Consider the following 16,159-nt stretch of genomic DNA (forward strand, 5'->3'; position numbering starts at 1 on the left):
AGCGTTTGGCCGGGCGACCACACGAATCCCGAGGTTTTGTTGGGTTATACTCGCCGCCCTCGTTAATTCCCCGCCCGTTCCGGAGCCCGCATGACCCAGGATCAACTCAAACAGGCAGTGGCCCAGGCCGCTGTCGATTTAATCCTTCCTAAACTCGACGACAAGAGCATCGTCGGTGTCGGCACCGGTTCCACCGCCAACTGCTTTATCGACGCACTGGCCCAGCACAAGGGCGCGTTCGACGGCGCCGTGGCCAGTTCCGAAGCCACCGCCGCCCGCCTCAAGGGCCATGGCATTCCGGTGTACGAGCTCAACACCGTGAGCGACCTGGAGTTCTACGTCGACGGCGCCGATGAAAGCGACGAGCACCTGAACCTGATCAAAGGCGGCGGCGCGGCCCTGACCCGCGAGAAGATTGTCGCGGCCGTGGCCAAGACCTTCATTTGCATCGCCGACGCGAGCAAGCTGGTGCCGGTGCTGGGCACGTTCCCACTGCCGGTGGAAGTCATCCCCATGGCCCGCAGCCACGTGGCCCGCGAGCTGGTGAAACTGGGCGGCGACCCGGTGTACCGCGAAGGTGTGTTGACCGACAACGGCAACATCATCCTCGACGTGTTCAATATGCAGATCACCAACCCGGTGGAGCTTGAGACGCAGATCAACGCCATTGTGGGCGTGGTCACCAACGGCCTGTTCGCGGCGCGCCCGGCGGATGTATTGCTGCTGGGTACCCCGGAAGGCGTGAAAACCCTCAAGGCCTGACCCTGTGGGAGCCGGGCTTGCCCGCGATGCAGACGACTCGGTGTATCAATGGATACCGAGGCGATGCCATCGCAGGCAAGCCAGCTCCCACATGTGTTAGCGCTCGACTCTAGAGCGATGTAACAAAAACGCTACTTTTCGCAGCACTCCTCGCCAAAACCGTGCGCTCTGTCACGGCATCCCCTGCCCAGCCTGGTATCCAATCCGTTACAAATTACAGCCACGCGACCCACGCGTTTAACAATGCGCCAATTCGCAGCCGCCCATGGAATGAGGCGCGCATTGTGCAAAGGGTCTGGGCTTGCACATTCCCATCACCTCAAGGAAGACCTTGTGATAAAGCCCCTAGCCCTCGCCATCAGCGTTGCCGGTGCCCTGCTGTCCACGCCTACCCAGGCCTACGATTACGGCCAGCACGCCAACACCACCCTGGAAAAACTGATCAACGACTACCCTGGCCGATATCGCGGCACGGCAAATTTTGCCGGGGCAGCCGACTGGATGCAGAGCCAGATGGGCACGGCCTATAGCATCAGCCGCCAGGACTTCACCTGGAACAACGGCAGCCGGGCTTCGCAAAACGTGGTGGCCTCTGCCGCTGGTACCAAGGCCCAGTACGTGGTGATTGGCGCGCATTTCGACACTTACTTCGGCCGCCCGACCCTGCAAGGCCTGGATGACAACGGTTCCGGCGCCAGCGTGCTGACCGAGGTGGCGAAGAACCTCAGCGGCCTGTCACTGGAAAACGGCCTGCAGGTAGTGGGGTTCGGCGCCGAAGAAGAAGGCCTGCGCGGCTCCCGGGCCTTTGTCGACTCACTCAACACCAGCCAGCGCGCCAACATGCTCGCGATGATCAACCTCGACAGCCTGATCACCGGCGACATGATGTACGCCCACGCCGGCCAGAACAGCACCGCCAACCCGGCCTTGGCCTCCTTGCGCGAGCACACCTTCCAGATCGCCAGGGAATTGAACATCCCCTTATTCAGCAACCCCGGCCTGGACCCGCAGTACCCGAAGGGCACCGGCTGCTGCAGCGATGGTGAAGCGTTTGAACCGCTGAATATCCCGATCCTTTATATAGAGGCCACCAACTGGGAACTGGGCGACCTGGACGGCTACACCCAGACCGACAACCCGAAAATCCCCGGCGGCTCGACCTGGCACGACCCGAACGAAGACAACAAAGCCGTGCTGACCGATGCATTCGGCCAGGCGCGCATCGACCAGCGCCTGCGCGACTATTCACGCCTGCTCAGCCGCCTGGTGCTGGAACTGACCAACGCCGACCTGATGGCCTCGACCGCTTCTGGCGGTGCCGTTGCGCGCAATATGCAAGACAACCTGCAGCGCCAGCATCAGGCCCTGGTGCGCCTGCATGATCGCCGTTGGCTGACCCTGCAAGCGGGCAGCCGCGGGGTCGGCAGCTTCGATGGCGAGATCGGCGTGGATGGCGAATACAACCCGGACAGCGGCTTCGACACGGCCCCCAACCCCGAAGCCCGGCGCGTGGGCCTGCATGCCCTCGGCGACTACCAACTGACTTCAAGCCTGAATATCGGCGCCAGCCTCAGCTACCTCAATGGGCGCGACAAACTGGAGCATCGCGGCAAGCTCGACAGCGACACCTGGCAGGCAGCCGTCTATGCACTGCTCAACGATGGCGGGCCACGCTGGCTGGCCGGTGACCTGAGCGTGGGCCACACGCGCTTCGACTCCAAGCGCAACCTGGTCATCCAGGCCAATGGCGGGCCGATCCTGCTCAACCAGCAACTGACGGGCGATACCGATGCCCTGGCGTTGGGCGCACGGGTGCTGGGTGGCTATGACTTTGACTTTGGCGCGATCAAGAGCGGGCCGTTCGCCGGCCTGGACTACAGCCATTACCGCATCGACAAGTTCCACGAAAAGCAGAACCTGCGCACGGCCCTGGAGTACGAAGAGCAGTCTTTCGACTCCCTGGAAGCCAGCCTCGGCTGGCGCGTGCGCGGCGCTGTTGCCCTGCCCTATGGCCTGAACCTGATGCCCTACGGCGACATCGCCTGGGTCAAGGAATTGGCCGACGGCCGCCTGGACGACCTGCAACTCACCGCACGCGCCGATGGCCAGGCCCGCACCGCCAGGCTGGGCTCAGTGGATAAGAGCTTCGCTCGCGCACAACTGGGCAGCCAACTGGCGATCACCCCACAGTTGGGCGTGTTTGCCGAGGTCAATGGCCGCCTCGGGCATGCTGAAGGCAGCCAGACCGGTTATTCGCTGGGTGTGCAATGGATGTTCTGATCAGGGTTTCTTGAACACGTAAAACAGGTTGGGCTCGCTGACCATGTACAGCGTGCCGTCGTCATCCATGGCGATCCCTTCGGCCTGGGGCACGCGCTTGCTCAGGCCATGGCGCCCTTTAAGCAACGACAGACTGCTTAGAGGGCGACCATCAATATCCAGCTCCAAGACCAGGAACGACTCATCCGACAGCGCCAACAGATGGCCACTGCGCTCGTCGTATTGCAGGCTCGACAGGTCGCGCACAAACAGGCCGGCATCGCGCTTGGGGTTGTTGATCACATGTACCGAATAGGTTTTTTCCGGCTTGAAATGGGGAAACCCGTGCACCTCGTAGATCAGCATGGGGTCGCGTTCCTTGGCCACGAACAAGCGCTTGCCCACCGAGTCGTAGGCCAACCCTTCAAAGCCCTTGTTGCCGCCGACGTGCACGCCCAGGGTCATTTGCTCCGCATCGGCGGCGTCGAGGAACTTGGTGTCATCGTCCACATGCACTTTGATCAAGCGCTGCTGGAGCTCATCGCTGATGACGTAGATGTTGTCGCTGATAAATTCCACCGCTTCGGCATCGCCAAAGCCCACCAGCGGAATGCGCCGCAGGATCTTGCCCTCCAGCGACAACTCGACCAGTTCGGCGTTTTTATTGGTGACAGTAAACAGGCTTTTGCGCACGGGGTCGTAGGTCAGGGCCGAGACATCGTCGTCGAGCCCTTCGATCACCTGGCCTTCGAGGGTGACGCGATAATCCGCCAGGCCAATGGCGCGCTCATCCGCAGGCTGGTACCACACCTGCCAGTTGAACCAGGCGCGTTCGAACAGACGGAACTGCTGTGCCACCAGCCCGGCAGTGACCAGGGCGAGCAACAGCAGGATAAAAACAGCAGGTTTAGGGCGGGCAAGTCGACGCATCGGGGCGGGCTCAGAGAAAAAACTGGCGAATAGATATCAAGGTCACCTGAATTTAAACTTAAACGCACCGGACTGCCTGGCGAATGCCGTTTATAAAGAAAACTCTGACGTAATTCGTCAGTTATTTCTGCTTTTCAAAGCGATAGAACAGGTTTGGCTCACTGACCATGTACAGGTTGCCGCTCTCGTCCATGGTCACGCCTTCGGCACGGGGGATCGTGTCTTTCAGGCCATTGAAGCCGCCAAGCAAGGTCATGAAGCTGACTTGCTCGCCCGTTTCATCCAGTTCCAGCAGCAGGTGGGAATCGGCCGACAGCACCAGCAAATGTCCGGTACGTGGGTCGATGGACAGGGCCGACAGGTTGCGCACATCCAGTTCGGTGCTGGCCAGTTTTTGCTTGTCGCCGGTCAGCGTATTGCCATCGCTTTTCCAGGTGAACAGGGCCGGGGGACGTTCTTCGCCCAGCACCAACTGCTGGTTGCGCTTGTCCCAGGTAACGGCCTCAAAGGCTTTGTTCTGATCTTTGGACGGGCCCAGGTCATAACTGGGGAAATCGGCCTTGTTCAGCGCCGTAGTGCCGGCGTCGACCTTGACCACGGTCAGGCTGTGATCGCGTTCATCGACCACCGCCATCAAGCCGTTTTCCATCACTGCCACGCCTTCCGGATTGTTCCAACCGTTGAGCGGCATTTTGCGCAACACATCGCCTTGCAGGCTCAGTTCGACCAGGAAGGGATTCTTGCCCATCACTGAAAACAGGGTTTTGGTCTGCGGGTTATAGGACAGGTCTGATGCCTCGTCCTTCTCCATACCGGGCAGCAACTTGGCGTCGATCACCGCGTGATAGTCCGGCAGCCACACACTTTCCCGGCGTTCGGCCGAACTCTCGAAACGCTCCAGCACCCACAGCAGGCCGCGATCATCCCAGTGCATGGCCCAGGCGATGCCATACAAAATGGCACCAGCCAAAAATACCCAGGAATACCAGCGCATGGACAAGCGAGAGCGAAGCGAGGTTTTCGAAGTGGGCAGAGGCACGACCATTGAGCGCTTTTCCGGAAAGTCAGCTGTAGGGGATAGCACAGGATTCAAGGACCCGCGCGCAAGAGCAGGGAATTATCCGGATAGTGTGTGAAAAAAATGCAAAACGCTGGATCCTGCAGATGTACACAAACAACTGTGGGAGCGGGCTTGCCCGCGATTAAGGGCGTTCAGTCAACTATTCAGTGACTGTCACACCGCCATCGCGGGCAAGCCCGCTCCCACAGTTTGATCGCAGTTTGGCAGTGATTTAGCGCACAACGCTTTCGAAGCGATTGACACCCGCCAGCTCCAACACCACTTCATCCCCCACATTCAATGGGCCAACGCCCGCCGGGGTGCCGGTCAGGATCACGTCGCCCGCTTGGAGGGAGAAGCAACCCGCCATGTACTGAATCATCGGCACAATCGGGTTAAGCATCTGCGCGCTGTTGCCGTCCTGGCGCAATTCGCCGTTGATGCTCAGGCGAATGCCGATATCGGTCACGTCCGCAAAGGTACTGCTGACCACGAAGGGGGCAATCACCGCCGCGCCATCGAAAGACTTGGCGATTTCCCACGGCAAGCCCTTGGCTTTGAGCTCGGCCTGTTTGTCGCGCAGGGTCAGGTCCAGGGCCGGAGCGAAGCCGGAGATGGCGTCCAGCACTTCTTCCCGGCTCGGCTTGGCGGACAAAGGCTTGCCGATCAATACGGCGATTTCCGCTTCGTAGTGCACCGAACCACGCTCGGTCGGAATGGCAAAGCCACCTTCCAACGGCACCACGCAGCTGCCCGGCTTGATGAACAGCAGCGGCTCGGTGGGTACCGGGTTGTCCAGTTCCTTGGCGTGTTCGGCGTAGTTACGCCCGATGCACACCACTTTACCCACCGGGAAGTGGATGTTGGTGCCGTCGACATACTTGTGCTGGTAGCTCATGGAACGACTCCTTCAGGTGCGGTTAAACAGCGAAGATCTTGCCGGGGTTCATGATCCCGTTAGGGTCGAACACGGCTTTGACGGCCTTCATGTATTCGATTTCAACCGGTGAACGGCTGTAGGTCAGGTAATCGCGCTTGGTCATGCCCACGCCGTGTTCGGCGGAGATCGAGCCGTTGTACTTGGCGACGGTCTCGAATACCCACTTGTTAACGGTGGCGCACTTGGCGAAAAACTCATCCTTGCTCAGGTTTTCCGGCTTGAGGATGTTCAGGTGCAGGTTGCCGTCACCGATATGGCCGAACCAGACGATTTCGAAGTCCGGGTAGTGTTCACCGACGATCGCGTCAATTTCGCTCAGGAACGCTGGCACTTTCGACACGGTCACCGAGATGTCGTTCTTGTACGGCGTCCAGTGGGAAATGGTTTCGGAGATGTACTCGCGCAGTTTCCACAGGTTGTGCAGCTGGGTTTCGCTCTGGCTCATCACGCCATCCAGCACCCAGCCCTGCTCCACGCAATGTTCGAACGTTTCCAGGGCGTGGTTGGCGACTTCTTCGGTGGTGGCTTCGAATTCCAGCAGGGCGTAGAACGGGCACTCGGTTTCGAACGGCGCCGGCACGTCGCCACGACCAAGGACTTTGGCCAGGGCTTTGTCCGAGAAGAATTCGAAGGCGGTCAGGTCCAGTTTGCTCTGGAAGGCGTGCAGCACCGGCATGATCGAGTCGAAATCAGTCGTGCCGAGCACCATTGCCGTGAGGTTCTTTGGCGCACGGTCCAGGCGCATGGTGGCTTCGACCACAAAGCCCAGGGTGCCTTCGGCGCCGATAAACAGCTGGCGCATGTCGTAGCCGGTGGCGTTTTTGATCAGGTCGCGGTTCAGCTCCAGCACATCGCCTTTGCCGGTGACGACCTTCATGCCGGCCACCCAGTTGCGGGTCATACCGTAGCGAATTACTTTGATCCCGCCGGCATTGGTGCCGATATTGCCGCCAATCTGGCTGGAACCGGACGAGGCGAAGTCCACCGGATAATACAGGCCGTTTTCTTCAGCGACGTTCTGCAGTTGCTTGGTCACCACACCCGGCTGGCACACGGCGGTGCGGTCGGTGAGGTTCACGTCGAGGATCTGGTTCATATAGTCGAACGACACCACCACTTCGCCATTGGCGGCAACGGCAGCAGCCGACAGACCGGTGCGCCCGCCCGAGGGCACCAGCGCCACCTTGTGCTCATTGGCCCACCGCACGATGGCCTGTACCTGCTCGGTGGTCTTGGGGAACACGATGGCGCTAGGTGCGGGAGCGAAGTGCTTGGTCCAATCCTTGCCGTAAGCCTCCAGGGAGTCGGCGTCGGTCAGCACTTTGCCGGGCTCAACCAGGGTCTTTAGCTCATCAATCAGGGCAGGATGGGTCATCGACAGAACTCTCGAACAATTCATGGTCATCCTGAGAACGCTTCACGTCGCAGGAATAGGTGTTTAGCGGGGTGCGTATGCTAGCATACCGCCCCCGCAGGACAGACCCAAAGGGCGTTTCTGCGGTGACGGCTTTCCTGCCGTCCGGGTCAGCTTGCGCTGCTCGACTCCCTGCCAATTTTCTCCGGGATACAGGTTTACGCAGATGAGCAAGACTTCTCTCGATAAGAGCAAGATCAAGTTCCTTCTTCTGGAAGGCGTCCACCCATCGGCTGTCGACGTTCTGAAAGCCGCCGGGTACACCAGCATTGAGTACATCACCAGTTCTCTGCCGGAAGCCCAGCTCAAGGAAAAGATCGCCGACGCGCACTTTATCGGCATTCGCTCCCGCACTCAGCTGACCGAAGAGATCTTCGACCACGCCAAGAAACTCGTGGCTGTCGGCTGTTTCTGCATCGGCACCAACCAGGTCGACCTCAATGCAGCGCGCGAGCGCGGCATCGCGGTGTTCAACGCACCGTACTCCAACACCCGCTCCGTGGCGGAGCTGGTGCTGGCCGAGGCCATCCTGCTGCTGCGCGGTATCCCTGAGAAGAACGCTTCCTGCCACCGTGGCGGCTGGATCAAGAGCGCGGCCAACTCCTTCGAAATCCGCGGCAAGAAGCTGGGTATCGTCGGCTACGGCTCGATCGGCACGCAACTGTCGGTGTTGGCTGAAGGCCTGGGCATGCAGGTGTTCTTCTACGACACCCTGACCAAGCTGCCATTGGGCAACGCCACCCAAGTGGCCAGCCTGACCGAGCTGCTGGGCATGTCCGACATCGTCACCCTGCACGTTCCGGAAACGGCCGAGACCCAGTGGATGATCGGTGAGAAGGAAATCCGCGCGATCAAGAAAGGCGGGATCCTGATCAACGCCGCTCGCGGCACCGTGGTCGAGCTGGATGCCCTGGCCGACGCGATCAAGGACAAGCACCTGATCGGCGCTGCCATCGACGTGTTCCCGGTGGAGCCGCGCTCCAACGATGACATCTTCGAAAGCCCGCTGCGTGGCCTGGACAACGTGATCCTGACCCCGCACATCGGCGGCTCCACCGCTGAAGCCCAAGCCAACATCGGCCTGGAAGTCTCGGAAAAACTGGTCAAGTACAGCGACAACGGTACCTCGGTATCGTCGGTCAACTTCCCGGAAGTGGCCCTGCCGGCTCACCCGGGCAAGCACCGTCTGCTGCACATCCACCAGAACATCCCTGGCGTGATGATGGAGATCAACAAGGTCTTCGCGGAAAACGGCATCAACATCTCCGGTCAGTTCCTGCAGACCAACGAGAAGGTCGGCTACGTGGTGATCGACGTCGACGCCGAGTACTCGGACCTGGCGCAAGAGAAGCTGCAGCACATCAACGGCACTATTCGTAGCCGCGTGTTGTTCTAAGGCTTCAAGCGCTGGATAAAAAATGGGAGACCCGCAGGGGTCTCCCATTTTTTTGCCCGAATAACGCTTATTTGACGTTAATGGTGATCACTTTCGAGGCGACTGTGGGTTCGAACTGGCGATGCACGTTGTCGCCGGCCACCAGTTGCAGGGTGTGCTTGCCTGGCGTCAGGGTCAGCTCGGTTTCGGTCTGCGCCTTGCCGAAGTGAATCGAAGTAGGCGTGGCCGGGATCGCCTCATTGGCGTTGAGCGACTCCACCTTCTGGTCTACCAACAGGTGGTGGTGCCCGGCGTTAGGCACTTGTTTGTCGATCGGTTCCAGGTCCAGCTTCTTGACGCCGAATTTGACGGTGAAGGTTTTATCAACGGTGGCGCCATCTTTCGGCGAGACGATGAACACTTCGGCACCTTCAGGCGCAGGTGTACGAGGAAGGTCTGCGGCACTGGCCAACATCGAGGTACCCAGCAAAAGGCTGGCAATCGTTGCACGGGACAAAAGGGCTTTCATTCGCTTCTCCAGTTTTTCGGTGAAATCTGTAGGGTTATGACAACTTCGCGATAAATTGCGGTCCAAGGCACCCGACACCATAACAAAACGTTGCTGAACGGCGCCTCGCCTGTACGAATTCTTTAGGAGTGACCATGCGCTTTTCGCCTGGCCTGTTGCTGTTGCTTCCTCTTCTGAGCCCCTTGGCTCATGCCGAACTGATTGACGACGTCAACGATCGCGGTGAACTGCGCATCGCCCTGGAAGCCAACACCCCGCCGTACAATTTCAAAGAGGGCGACAAACTCGCCGGCTTTGAAGTGGAGCTGGGTGAACTGCTGGCCAAGGAGATGGAGGTGCGCTCCTCGTTTATTACCACCGATAACGCGGACCTGCTGTCCGGTGTGGAAACCGGCAAGTACGACGTGGCCATTAACCATATGGCTATGACTGCCGAGCTTGAGGATCGTTTCGATTTCAGTGAGCCTTACCACCAGAAGCCGGCATTGGCGATCCCGTTCCAGAAGGGCAACCCGGCGTTCAAGACCAGTTTGAACGGGGCGTTGAAGCGGGTTAAGGACGATGGCCGGTTGAAGGCGCTGTCGCAGAAATGGCTCAAGGCGCAATAAAATGTGGGAGCTGGCTTGCCTGCGATAGCGGTCTGTCAGTTACACATAAGGTGCTGATACACCGCTATCGCAGGCAAGCCAGCTCCCACACTTGATCTGTTTAAACTTCTTAAAGCTGCGTGAGGGCAATTGCCGCCTGTGGCAACTCCAACTCACTGAACACCTGCACACCATGGCGCTTGAGCAGCGCCGCCGTGACGCCTTCGCCACTGACCTTCACCCCGCTGAAGGTGCCGTCATAGGTCAACAGATTGCCGCAGGATGGGCTGCTGGCCTTGAGAATGGCGATGCGGATGTGATGGCGTTGCACCAGCGCCAAGGCTTGGCGGGCACCGTCGAGAAAGGCGCTGGTGAAGTCTTCGCCCTCGGCCGTCAGCACCTGGGCGCGGCCTTCCCACACGTCGATCCCCTGCCCGCCTGGGATTTCGGCCGGCGGGCGCGGTGTGGGCAAGCCCCCCGCCACTTCCGGGCAGATGGCAACCACGCGGCCGTCAGCTTGCCACGCTGCCAGTGGGTCGAATGGGCCGCTGGCCCCGCCGTCATAGCGCACCTTGTGCCCGAGCAGGCAGCGGCTGACCAGAATCTTTTCCATGTTTAAAACGGCTCGTTGCCCCGCCGGCGAAACCAGCCCGTCAAGGACAGGCGTTCGCGCGTAGCGGGCAGGACTTCGTGAGGCACTTCGCCCGACAGGAATACCACCAGGCAGCCCCCGGTGGGCACCACGTCGTATTCGACACCGCCCTTGAGGTACATGCGCAGTTGGCCGCCATGCTCGGGCAGCCAGGCGTCATTCAAGTAGATCACCGCCGAGACCATGCGCCGGTCATCGTCGCGAAAACGGTCTACATGCTTGAGGTAAAACGCGCCCGGCGGGTACATCGCGAAGTGGCTTTCGAAATCTTCCAGGCCCAGGAACAGGCTGCGATTCATCGCCAGGCGCAGGCCGTCCATGACGCCCATGTAGGTGTCGCAGATTGGCGCGTCCCCCTCCTCCAACCACTGGATATGGTCGCCGCGAATGCCTTCGCGAATCTCCTGGGCCGGCCCACGCCCTACCGCTGCGGGCGCCAGCTCACCCTGCGCCGCACGTTTACGGCACTCAGCCGCCAGCTCCAGGGTCAGAGCCTGGGGCAGGAAGCCATTTTGCTGCGACCAGCCTTTTTCGGCCAAGTCGTCGACGATGCGTTGCAGCAGCGGGTGATCGAGGGGTATTTGCATGGCGCGCATAGTATCCATACGCCTGAAAATCCGACAGCGCCGTTGAGCGTCTGAATGCACTTTAGTCAGGTGACCGATAGGACTTCTCGACAAATCCTACGCCCGACACGGACAATAGTGGCCGACTGACAGGAGTCCTTATGCGTCGTTTGTTTTTTTCTGTGTTGATGTTCTGCGTTTTGCCCGCCTGGGCAGACGGCCATGACCAGTTGTACAAGGTCGCCGGCTGGGCCGAACAACGTGCGCACTTCAATGACGCCCTCAGTGCCGCCCAGCAGCGCTACCGCAATAGCCTGCCGCCGGTGGTGTACCAGGCGCTGGTGGACAACAGCAATAAACGCTTTGCCGCCCAGGCCATGGACCAGCGTGCCGAGGCGCAACTGCGCAAGCACTTGCCCGACCCGAAACCTGCCCTGGCGTTTTTCCAGTCGCCCCTGGGCCGCAAGATCGTCGCCGCTGAGTTGCTGGCCACGCGCCGCGATCAACTGGCGAAAAACGCACAGGGTCTGCCCAAACTCGAAGCCGATGCCACCCGCAGCCTGATCATCGGCCACCTGGCCCAGGCCCTGCCCGCCCGCGAGGCCGGTGCCGAGGTCAGCCTGGCGATTGCAGGCGTGGCGGCCGACAGCTTGAGCCAGATGATCCCCGGCCTGCTCGGCGGTGGCCAGGCGCAAGGAATGTTGAATGGCCAGCGCGAGCGGTTGATGCAGCAGATCGACAAGGATTTGAACAATACCTTGCTGTATGTCTATCGGGATTTGTCCGACCCTGAGCTGGAAGAGTTCGCCACCTTTGCCGAGTCGCCGGAGGGCAAGGCGTATTACCAGGCTGCACTGGCGGCCATTCGCGCAGGGCTGGCTGTCGGCCAAAGCACCTCAAGCCTGACGCAGTAAACCCTGTGGGAGCTGGCCTGCGATTGCGATCTGTCAGTGACACCGCTATCGCAGGCAAGCCAGCTCCCACATTTGAACCGCGTTATTTCAGGTGATCCGTGAGGAAGTTAAAATATGCTTCGCGAATCTGCGGAATTTCATTGGCCAAGTGATGCCGACCCCGCTTGAGCATCAACACCTCAGGCCGGTCGAACTTACCTCGCAACACCTGCAAATTGTACTGCCAGTCCACCGTCATATCTTCCTCACCCTGCACGATCACCGGGCGCCGGGGGCTGCGTGGTGCGGCTTCGATGCGTTTGATCCAGCGCGCCAGCGACCCCACCCAGGCGGTAGGCAGCTGGCGAGGCTGTAGCGGGTCGGCTTCCAGGAACGGCTTGAACGCAGGGTCGTTGGAGTTATCGCTGAAACGCCGGGCGATGCCTTTGACGAACGGGCGCAGCAGGTAATAGCTGACCTGGGACCAACCCCAGGCACGCGGCCGCACCAAAGGCGACAGCAGGAAAGTCTTGCCCTGGGCCGGACTCTGGGCGCCGTGGTGGAGCAGATGGTCCACCACGATGGCGCCGCCGGTGCTTTGCCCGAACAGGTGCCAGGGTTGCGGCAATTGCAGCGCCTTGGCCTCGACGAACAAGGCCTGCACCACGCTCTGGTACACCGCAAAGTCATCGATGCTGGCGCGCACGCCGCTGGACAAGCCATGGCCCGGCAGGTCGCAGGCGATCACCACGAAGCCCTGGTCCAAGGCCCAATCCACCACATGGCGATACAGCCCCATGTGATCGTAGAAACCGTGGAACAGGAACATGGTCGCGACCGGTGCTGGCGGCCACCAGACCTGGGCCACCACCTCGAACCCATCCACCTGCAAGCGCCCCAGGCGACTCACCGCCGGCACCTGGCGTGCGGCCAGGTCGAGCCCGTAGAAACGCTGGTAAACCCTCGCCTCGGCTGACAGCGGCTGCGCATCCACCAGGGGGCGCAAGCTTTCGCGCAGATGATCAGGGTCAAAGGTGACGGGCATAAAGGCTTCCAGACTTGCGGTGAAGATGAATATCGAGCTGCGATATTCATCTGTCAGGACAAGCATGGCAAGCTACGCGACCTGCGAGGATACATCCAATGCGACCGCCCTACCGTAACGCCCTGTTCGCCAGCCTGATCCTGGTTATCTGCGCCGGGGTGCTGTGGGCGGCCTATGACTGGTTCCAAGGCCGCTACCTGCGTGCCTTCAGCGAACACACCGCGGTATTTTCCGGCGATGCGCTGCAACTGCCCGCCGCCCTCAGTGGCCCGGGCCCGATTCGCCTGGTGCACTTCTGGGACCCGGCCTGCCCGTGCAATGTCGGTAACCAGCAGCACCTGGGCGAGTTGATCGAGCAGTACGCGCCCCAAGGGGTGGAGTTCTATGCCCTGCAAAAACCCGGCAGCCACGGCCAGTTGCCCGAGAACCTGCGCCACATGAAAGTCCTCGATGCCCTGCCCGGCGCGGACCATATCCCCGCCAGCCCGGCCGTGGGCATTTGGGATCGCACCGGCAAGCTGGCGTATTTCGGCCCCTACAGCGAAGGCCTGACGTGCAACGCCAGCAACAGTTTTATCGAGCCGATCCTCAAGGCGCTTGGAACCGGACGCGAAGTGAATGCCACTCACACCCTCGCGGTAGGCTGCTATTGTTCGTGGCCTAAGGATCTGTAGCCCGTCCACTTTGGTAAGGAATGTTCATGAAGCGCGTCCTGCAGGTTTTTGCGGTGCTGATTGTGCTGGTCGCCCTGGGCGCCGGTTGGTACGTCTACAGCAAACAACCCACGCGCCAGGGCACGGTGACGCTGGCGCACCTGCAAGGATCGGTCACGGTGCGCTACGACGACCGTGGCGTACCGCATATCCGCGCCGAGAATGAGGCCGATCTGTACCGCGCCCTGGGCTATGTGCATGCCCAGGACCGGTTGTTCCAGATGGAGATCATGCGGCGCCTGGCCCGTGGCGAACTGGCCGAGGTACTGGGGCCCAAGCTGCTGGAGACCGACAAACTGTTTCGCAGCCTGCGCATTCGCGAGCGTGCCTTGAGCTATGTGGAGCACATGGACCCTGACTCGGCCTCGTCCAAGGCCCTGCAAGCCTACCTGGACGGGATCAACCAGTATCAGGACAGCCACGCCAGCCCCATGGAGTTCGATGTGCTGGGCATCGCCAAGCGCCCGTTTACCGCCGAAGACAGCATCAGCGTCGCCGGGTACATGGCCTACAGCTTTGCCGCAGCCTTTCGCACCGAGCCGGTACTGACCTATGTGCGCGACCGACTGGGCAGCGCCTACTTGAACGTCTTCGATCTCGACTGGCAACCCAAGGGCGCTCTCAACCTGGCCGCCAGCGATTGGCAGACCCTTGGCGCCATCGCCGCCCTGAGCGAACAGGCCCTGGCCGACAACGGCCTGCCGCAGTTCGAAGGCAGCAATGCCTGGGCCGTCAGCGGCAGCCATACCCAAAGCGGCAAACCGTTGCTGGCGGGTGACCCTCATATCCGTTTCTCGGTGCCTTCGGTCTGGTACGAGGCGCAGCTGTCGGCGCCAGGCTTCGAGTTGTACGGCTACCACAACGCGCTGGTACCGGTGGCGTTTCTGGGGCACAACCTGGACTTCGGCTGGAGCCTGACCATGTTCCAGAATGACGATCTCGACCTGATCGCCGAGAAGGTCAACCCGGACAACCCCAACCAAGTCTGGTACCACGACCAATGGGTGGACATGAGCAGCAGCGAGCAGCAGATCCAGGTCAAGGGCCAGGCGCCGGTGACCCTCACCCTGCGCCGCTCGCCCCACGGCCCGATCATCAACGACGTGCTCGGTGAGAACGCCGGCAGCACACCGATTGCCATGTGGTGGGCGTTCCTCGACAGTGAAAACCCGATCCTGGATGGTTTCTACCAGCTCAACCGTGCCGACACCCTGGCCAAGGCACGTGCCGCAGCCGCCAAGGTCTCGGCACCGGGCCTGAACATCGTGTGGGCCAATGCCAAGGGCGATATCGGTTGGTGGGCAGCGGCGCAGTTGCCGATCCGCCCGGCCGGCGTTAACCCTGCGTTCATCCTCGACGGCAGTACTACCCAGGCCGACAAGCTGGGTTTCTACCCCTTCAGTGCCAACCCCCAGGAAGAAAATCCGTCGCGCGGCTATGTGGTGTCCGCCAATGCCCAGCCGGCATCGCCCACCGGCATGCCGATTCCCGGCTATTACAACCTGGCTGACCGCGGCCAGCAGTTGAACGCGCAGTTGAGCGACACAAGCGTGAAGTGGGATGTGACCAACAGCCAGGCCCTGCAACTGGGCACCACCACCGCCTACGGCCCACGCCTGCTGGCGCCGCTGTTGCCGGTGCTGCGCGAGGTGGTCAAGGACCCGGCGCAACTCAAACTGGTGGAACAGCTTGCCAACTGGAAGGGTGACTACCCGCTGGACTCCACCAGTGCCACGCTGTTCAACCAGTTGCTGTTCAACCTTAGCGACGCGACCTTTCACCCCAAACTCGGCGATGCCTTGTTCAAGACCCTGCTCGGCACCCGCGTGATCGACGCCGCCTTGCCACGCCTGGCCGCATCGGCAGACTCACCCTGGTGGAACGGCAATCGGGCCGACACCGTCAAGCTCGCCTGGGACAACAGCCTGACCCACCTCAAGGCGACGTTCGGCGATGACCCGGCGCAGTGGCAGTGGGGCAAGGCGCACACCCTGACCCACGGTCACCCGCTGGGCCTGCAAAAACCGCTGGATAAAATCTTCAACGTCGGCCCGTTCCCGGCACCGGGCAGCCATGAGGTTCCGAACAACCAGACCTCTCCGATTGGCCCAGCACCGTGGCCGGTAACCTACGGCCCGTCGACACGACGCCTGATCGACTTCGCCGACCCGGCCCACGCCCTCACCATCAACCCGGTGGGGCAAAGCGGTGTGCCCTTTGATACGCACTATGGCGACCAGGCGCAGAGCTATATCGAGGGCAGGTATGAGCAGGCGCACTTCAGTGAGGAGGAAGTGACGGCCAATACCCGCGGCACCTTGAAACTGCTGCCCGCCCGATGATCGTTCCCACGCTCCGCGTGGGAATGCAGCCATGGACGCTCCGCGTCGGCCCTTAGAAACGGGACGCAGAGCGTCCCAAGAGGCGTTACCAC

Annotated in this window: 15 protein-coding genes; 7 read left to right on the forward strand and 8 right to left on the reverse strand. The window is 61.0% G+C overall.

Annotated elements, in window-relative coordinates:
- The first annotated feature begins 90 nt into the window (after positions 1–90).
- The gene (gene rpiA, locus RHM69_RS19475) at positions 91–762 is read left to right on the forward strand and encodes a ribose-5-phosphate isomerase RpiA (RefSeq protein ID WP_003195201.1); all 672 of its coding nucleotides are present in this window, start codon (positions 91–93) and stop codon (positions 760–762) included.
- Between the two features lie 333 nt (positions 763–1,095).
- On the forward strand, positions 1,096–3,042 hold the full coding sequence (locus RHM69_RS19480) for an autotransporter domain-containing protein (RefSeq protein ID WP_200599476.1): 1,947 nt from the start codon (positions 1,096–1,098) through the stop codon (positions 3,040–3,042).
- Here the strand turns inward: RHM69_RS19480 and RHM69_RS19485 are convergent, their stop codons facing one another.
- The 4 genes from RHM69_RS19485 to RHM69_RS19500 form a co-directional block, all read right to left on the reverse strand.
- Positions 3,043–3,951, reverse strand: a complete 909-nt coding sequence (locus RHM69_RS19485; protein ID WP_200599467.1) for an SdiA-regulated domain-containing protein — start codon at positions 3,949–3,951, stop codon at positions 3,043–3,045.
- 121 nt (positions 3,952–4,072) lie between these two features.
- Complete coding sequence (locus RHM69_RS19490; RefSeq protein WP_014720370.1) at positions 4,073–4,996, reverse strand: SdiA-regulated domain-containing protein; 924 nt, start codon at positions 4,994–4,996, stop codon at positions 4,073–4,075.
- Positions 4,997–5,243: 247 nt separating this feature from the next.
- Positions 5,244–5,909, reverse strand: a complete 666-nt coding sequence (locus tag RHM69_RS19495; protein WP_014720371.1) for a fumarylacetoacetate hydrolase family protein — start codon at positions 5,907–5,909, stop codon at positions 5,244–5,246.
- 22 nt (positions 5,910–5,931) lie between these two features.
- Positions 5,932–7,326: an FAD-binding oxidoreductase gene (locus tag RHM69_RS19500; RefSeq protein ID WP_005792341.1), complete on the reverse strand. Its 1,395-nt coding sequence runs from the start codon at positions 7,324–7,326 to the stop codon at positions 5,932–5,934.
- A 205-nt stretch (positions 7,327–7,531) separates the two neighbouring features.
- On the opposite strand from RHM69_RS19500, the gene serA reads away from it, so the two are divergent.
- Positions 7,532–8,761, forward strand: coding sequence for a phosphoglycerate dehydrogenase (gene serA / locus RHM69_RS19505; RefSeq protein WP_003195214.1), 1,230 nt, complete (start codon positions 7,532–7,534; stop codon positions 8,759–8,761).
- A 67-nt stretch (positions 8,762–8,828) separates the two neighbouring features.
- Here serA and RHM69_RS19510 read toward each other — a convergent pair whose 3' ends face one another.
- Positions 8,829–9,269, reverse strand: coding sequence for a DUF4399 domain-containing protein (locus RHM69_RS19510; protein WP_014720373.1), 441 nt, complete (start codon positions 9,267–9,269; stop codon positions 8,829–8,831).
- Positions 9,270–9,403: 134 nt separating this feature from the next.
- Here RHM69_RS19510 and RHM69_RS19515 point away from each other — a divergent pair, with 134 nt between their 5' ends.
- Positions 9,404–9,877, forward strand: coding sequence for a transporter substrate-binding domain-containing protein (locus RHM69_RS19515; protein WP_020301833.1), 474 nt, complete (start codon positions 9,404–9,406; stop codon positions 9,875–9,877).
- Between the two features lie 109 nt (positions 9,878–9,986).
- Here the strand turns inward: RHM69_RS19515 and RHM69_RS19520 are convergent, their stop codons facing one another.
- A complete protein-coding gene (locus RHM69_RS19520; RefSeq protein WP_014720375.1) occupies positions 9,987–10,469 on the reverse strand; it encodes a DUF523 domain-containing protein in 483 nt (160 codons plus the stop codon).
- 2 nt (positions 10,470–10,471) lie between these two features.
- Positions 10,472–11,104, reverse strand: a complete 633-nt coding sequence (locus RHM69_RS19525) for a 2OG-Fe(II) oxygenase (protein WP_003195222.1) — start codon at positions 11,102–11,104, stop codon at positions 10,472–10,474.
- A 131-nt stretch (positions 11,105–11,235) separates the two neighbouring features.
- Here RHM69_RS19525 and RHM69_RS19530 point away from each other — a divergent pair, with 131 nt between their 5' ends.
- Positions 11,236–11,988, forward strand: coding sequence for a DUF2059 domain-containing protein (locus tag RHM69_RS19530; protein WP_003195224.1), 753 nt, complete (start codon positions 11,236–11,238; stop codon positions 11,986–11,988).
- Positions 11,989–12,070: 82 nt separating this feature from the next.
- Here RHM69_RS19530 and RHM69_RS19535 read toward each other — a convergent pair whose 3' ends face one another.
- The gene (locus RHM69_RS19535; protein ID WP_200599465.1) at positions 12,071–13,012 is read right to left on the reverse strand and encodes an alpha/beta hydrolase; all 942 of its coding nucleotides are present in this window, start codon (positions 13,010–13,012) and stop codon (positions 12,071–12,073) included.
- Positions 13,013–13,110: 98 nt separating this feature from the next.
- On the opposite strand from RHM69_RS19535, the gene RHM69_RS19540 reads away from it, so the two are divergent.
- Together RHM69_RS19540 and RHM69_RS19545 are read left to right on the forward strand one after the other, a co-directional pair.
- Positions 13,111–13,686 carry a DUF6436 domain-containing protein gene (locus RHM69_RS19540; RefSeq protein ID WP_200599463.1) on the forward strand — a complete coding sequence of 192 codons (576 nt, stop codon included), beginning with the start codon at positions 13,111–13,113 and terminating at the stop codon, positions 13,684–13,686.
- A 26-nt stretch (positions 13,687–13,712) separates the two neighbouring features.
- Entirely contained in the window at positions 13,713–16,067 is a 2,355-nt protein-coding gene (locus tag RHM69_RS19545; RefSeq protein WP_014720380.1) for a penicillin acylase family protein, read from the forward strand.
- The last annotated feature ends 92 nt before the right edge of the window (positions 16,068–16,159 follow it).

This window comes from Pseudomonas sp. CCI1.1 (assembly GCF_034348165.1).
Taxonomy (GTDB): Bacteria; Pseudomonadota; Gammaproteobacteria; order Pseudomonadales; family Pseudomonadaceae; genus Aquipseudomonas; species Aquipseudomonas paracarnis.

What these genes read in the sequence shown, in the direction of transcription:
- RHM69_RS19510 (WP_014720373.1), bottom strand. Translation starts at nt 9,269, where the DNA reads ATGAAAGCCCTTTTGTCCCGTGCAACGATTGCCAGCCTTTTGCTGGGT.
- RHM69_RS19540 (WP_200599463.1), top strand. Translation starts at nt 13,111, where the DNA reads ATGCGACCGCCCTACCGTAACGCCCTGTTCGCCAGCCTGATCCTGGTT.
- RHM69_RS19525 (WP_003195222.1), bottom strand. Translation starts at nt 11,104, where the DNA reads ATGCGCGCCATGCAAATACCCCTCGATCACCCGCTGCTGCAACGCATC.
- RHM69_RS19530 (WP_003195224.1), top strand. Translation starts at nt 11,236, where the DNA reads ATGCGTCGTTTGTTTTTTTCTGTGTTGATGTTCTGCGTTTTGCCCGCC.
- serA (WP_003195214.1), top strand. Translation starts at nt 7,532, where the DNA reads ATGAGCAAGACTTCTCTCGATAAGAGCAAGATCAAGTTCCTTCTTCTG.
- RHM69_RS19500 (WP_005792341.1), bottom strand. Translation starts at nt 7,326, where the DNA reads ATGACCCATCCTGCCCTGATTGATGAGCTAAAGACCCTGGTTGAGCCC.
- RHM69_RS19490 (WP_014720370.1), bottom strand. Translation starts at nt 4,996, where the DNA reads ATGGTCGTGCCTCTGCCCACTTCGAAAACCTCGCTTCGCTCTCGCTTG.
- RHM69_RS19495 (WP_014720371.1), bottom strand. Translation starts at nt 5,909, where the DNA reads ATGAGCTACCAGCACAAGTATGTCGACGGCACCAACATCCACTTCCCG.
- RHM69_RS19545 (WP_014720380.1), top strand. Translation starts at nt 13,713, where the DNA reads ATGAAGCGCGTCCTGCAGGTTTTTGCGGTGCTGATTGTGCTGGTCGCC.
- RHM69_RS19515 (WP_020301833.1), top strand. Translation starts at nt 9,404, where the DNA reads ATGCGCTTTTCGCCTGGCCTGTTGCTGTTGCTTCCTCTTCTGAGCCCC.
- RHM69_RS19520 (WP_014720375.1), bottom strand. Translation starts at nt 10,469, where the DNA reads ATGGAAAAGATTCTGGTCAGCCGCTGCCTGCTCGGGCACAAGGTGCGC.
- rpiA (WP_003195201.1), top strand. Translation starts at nt 91, where the DNA reads ATGACCCAGGATCAACTCAAACAGGCAGTGGCCCAGGCCGCTGTCGAT.
- RHM69_RS19485 (WP_200599467.1), bottom strand. Translation starts at nt 3,951, where the DNA reads ATGCGTCGACTTGCCCGCCCTAAACCTGCTGTTTTTATCCTGCTGTTG.
- RHM69_RS19535 (WP_200599465.1), bottom strand. Translation starts at nt 13,012, where the DNA reads ATGCCCGTCACCTTTGACCCTGATCATCTGCGCGAAAGCTTGCGCCCC.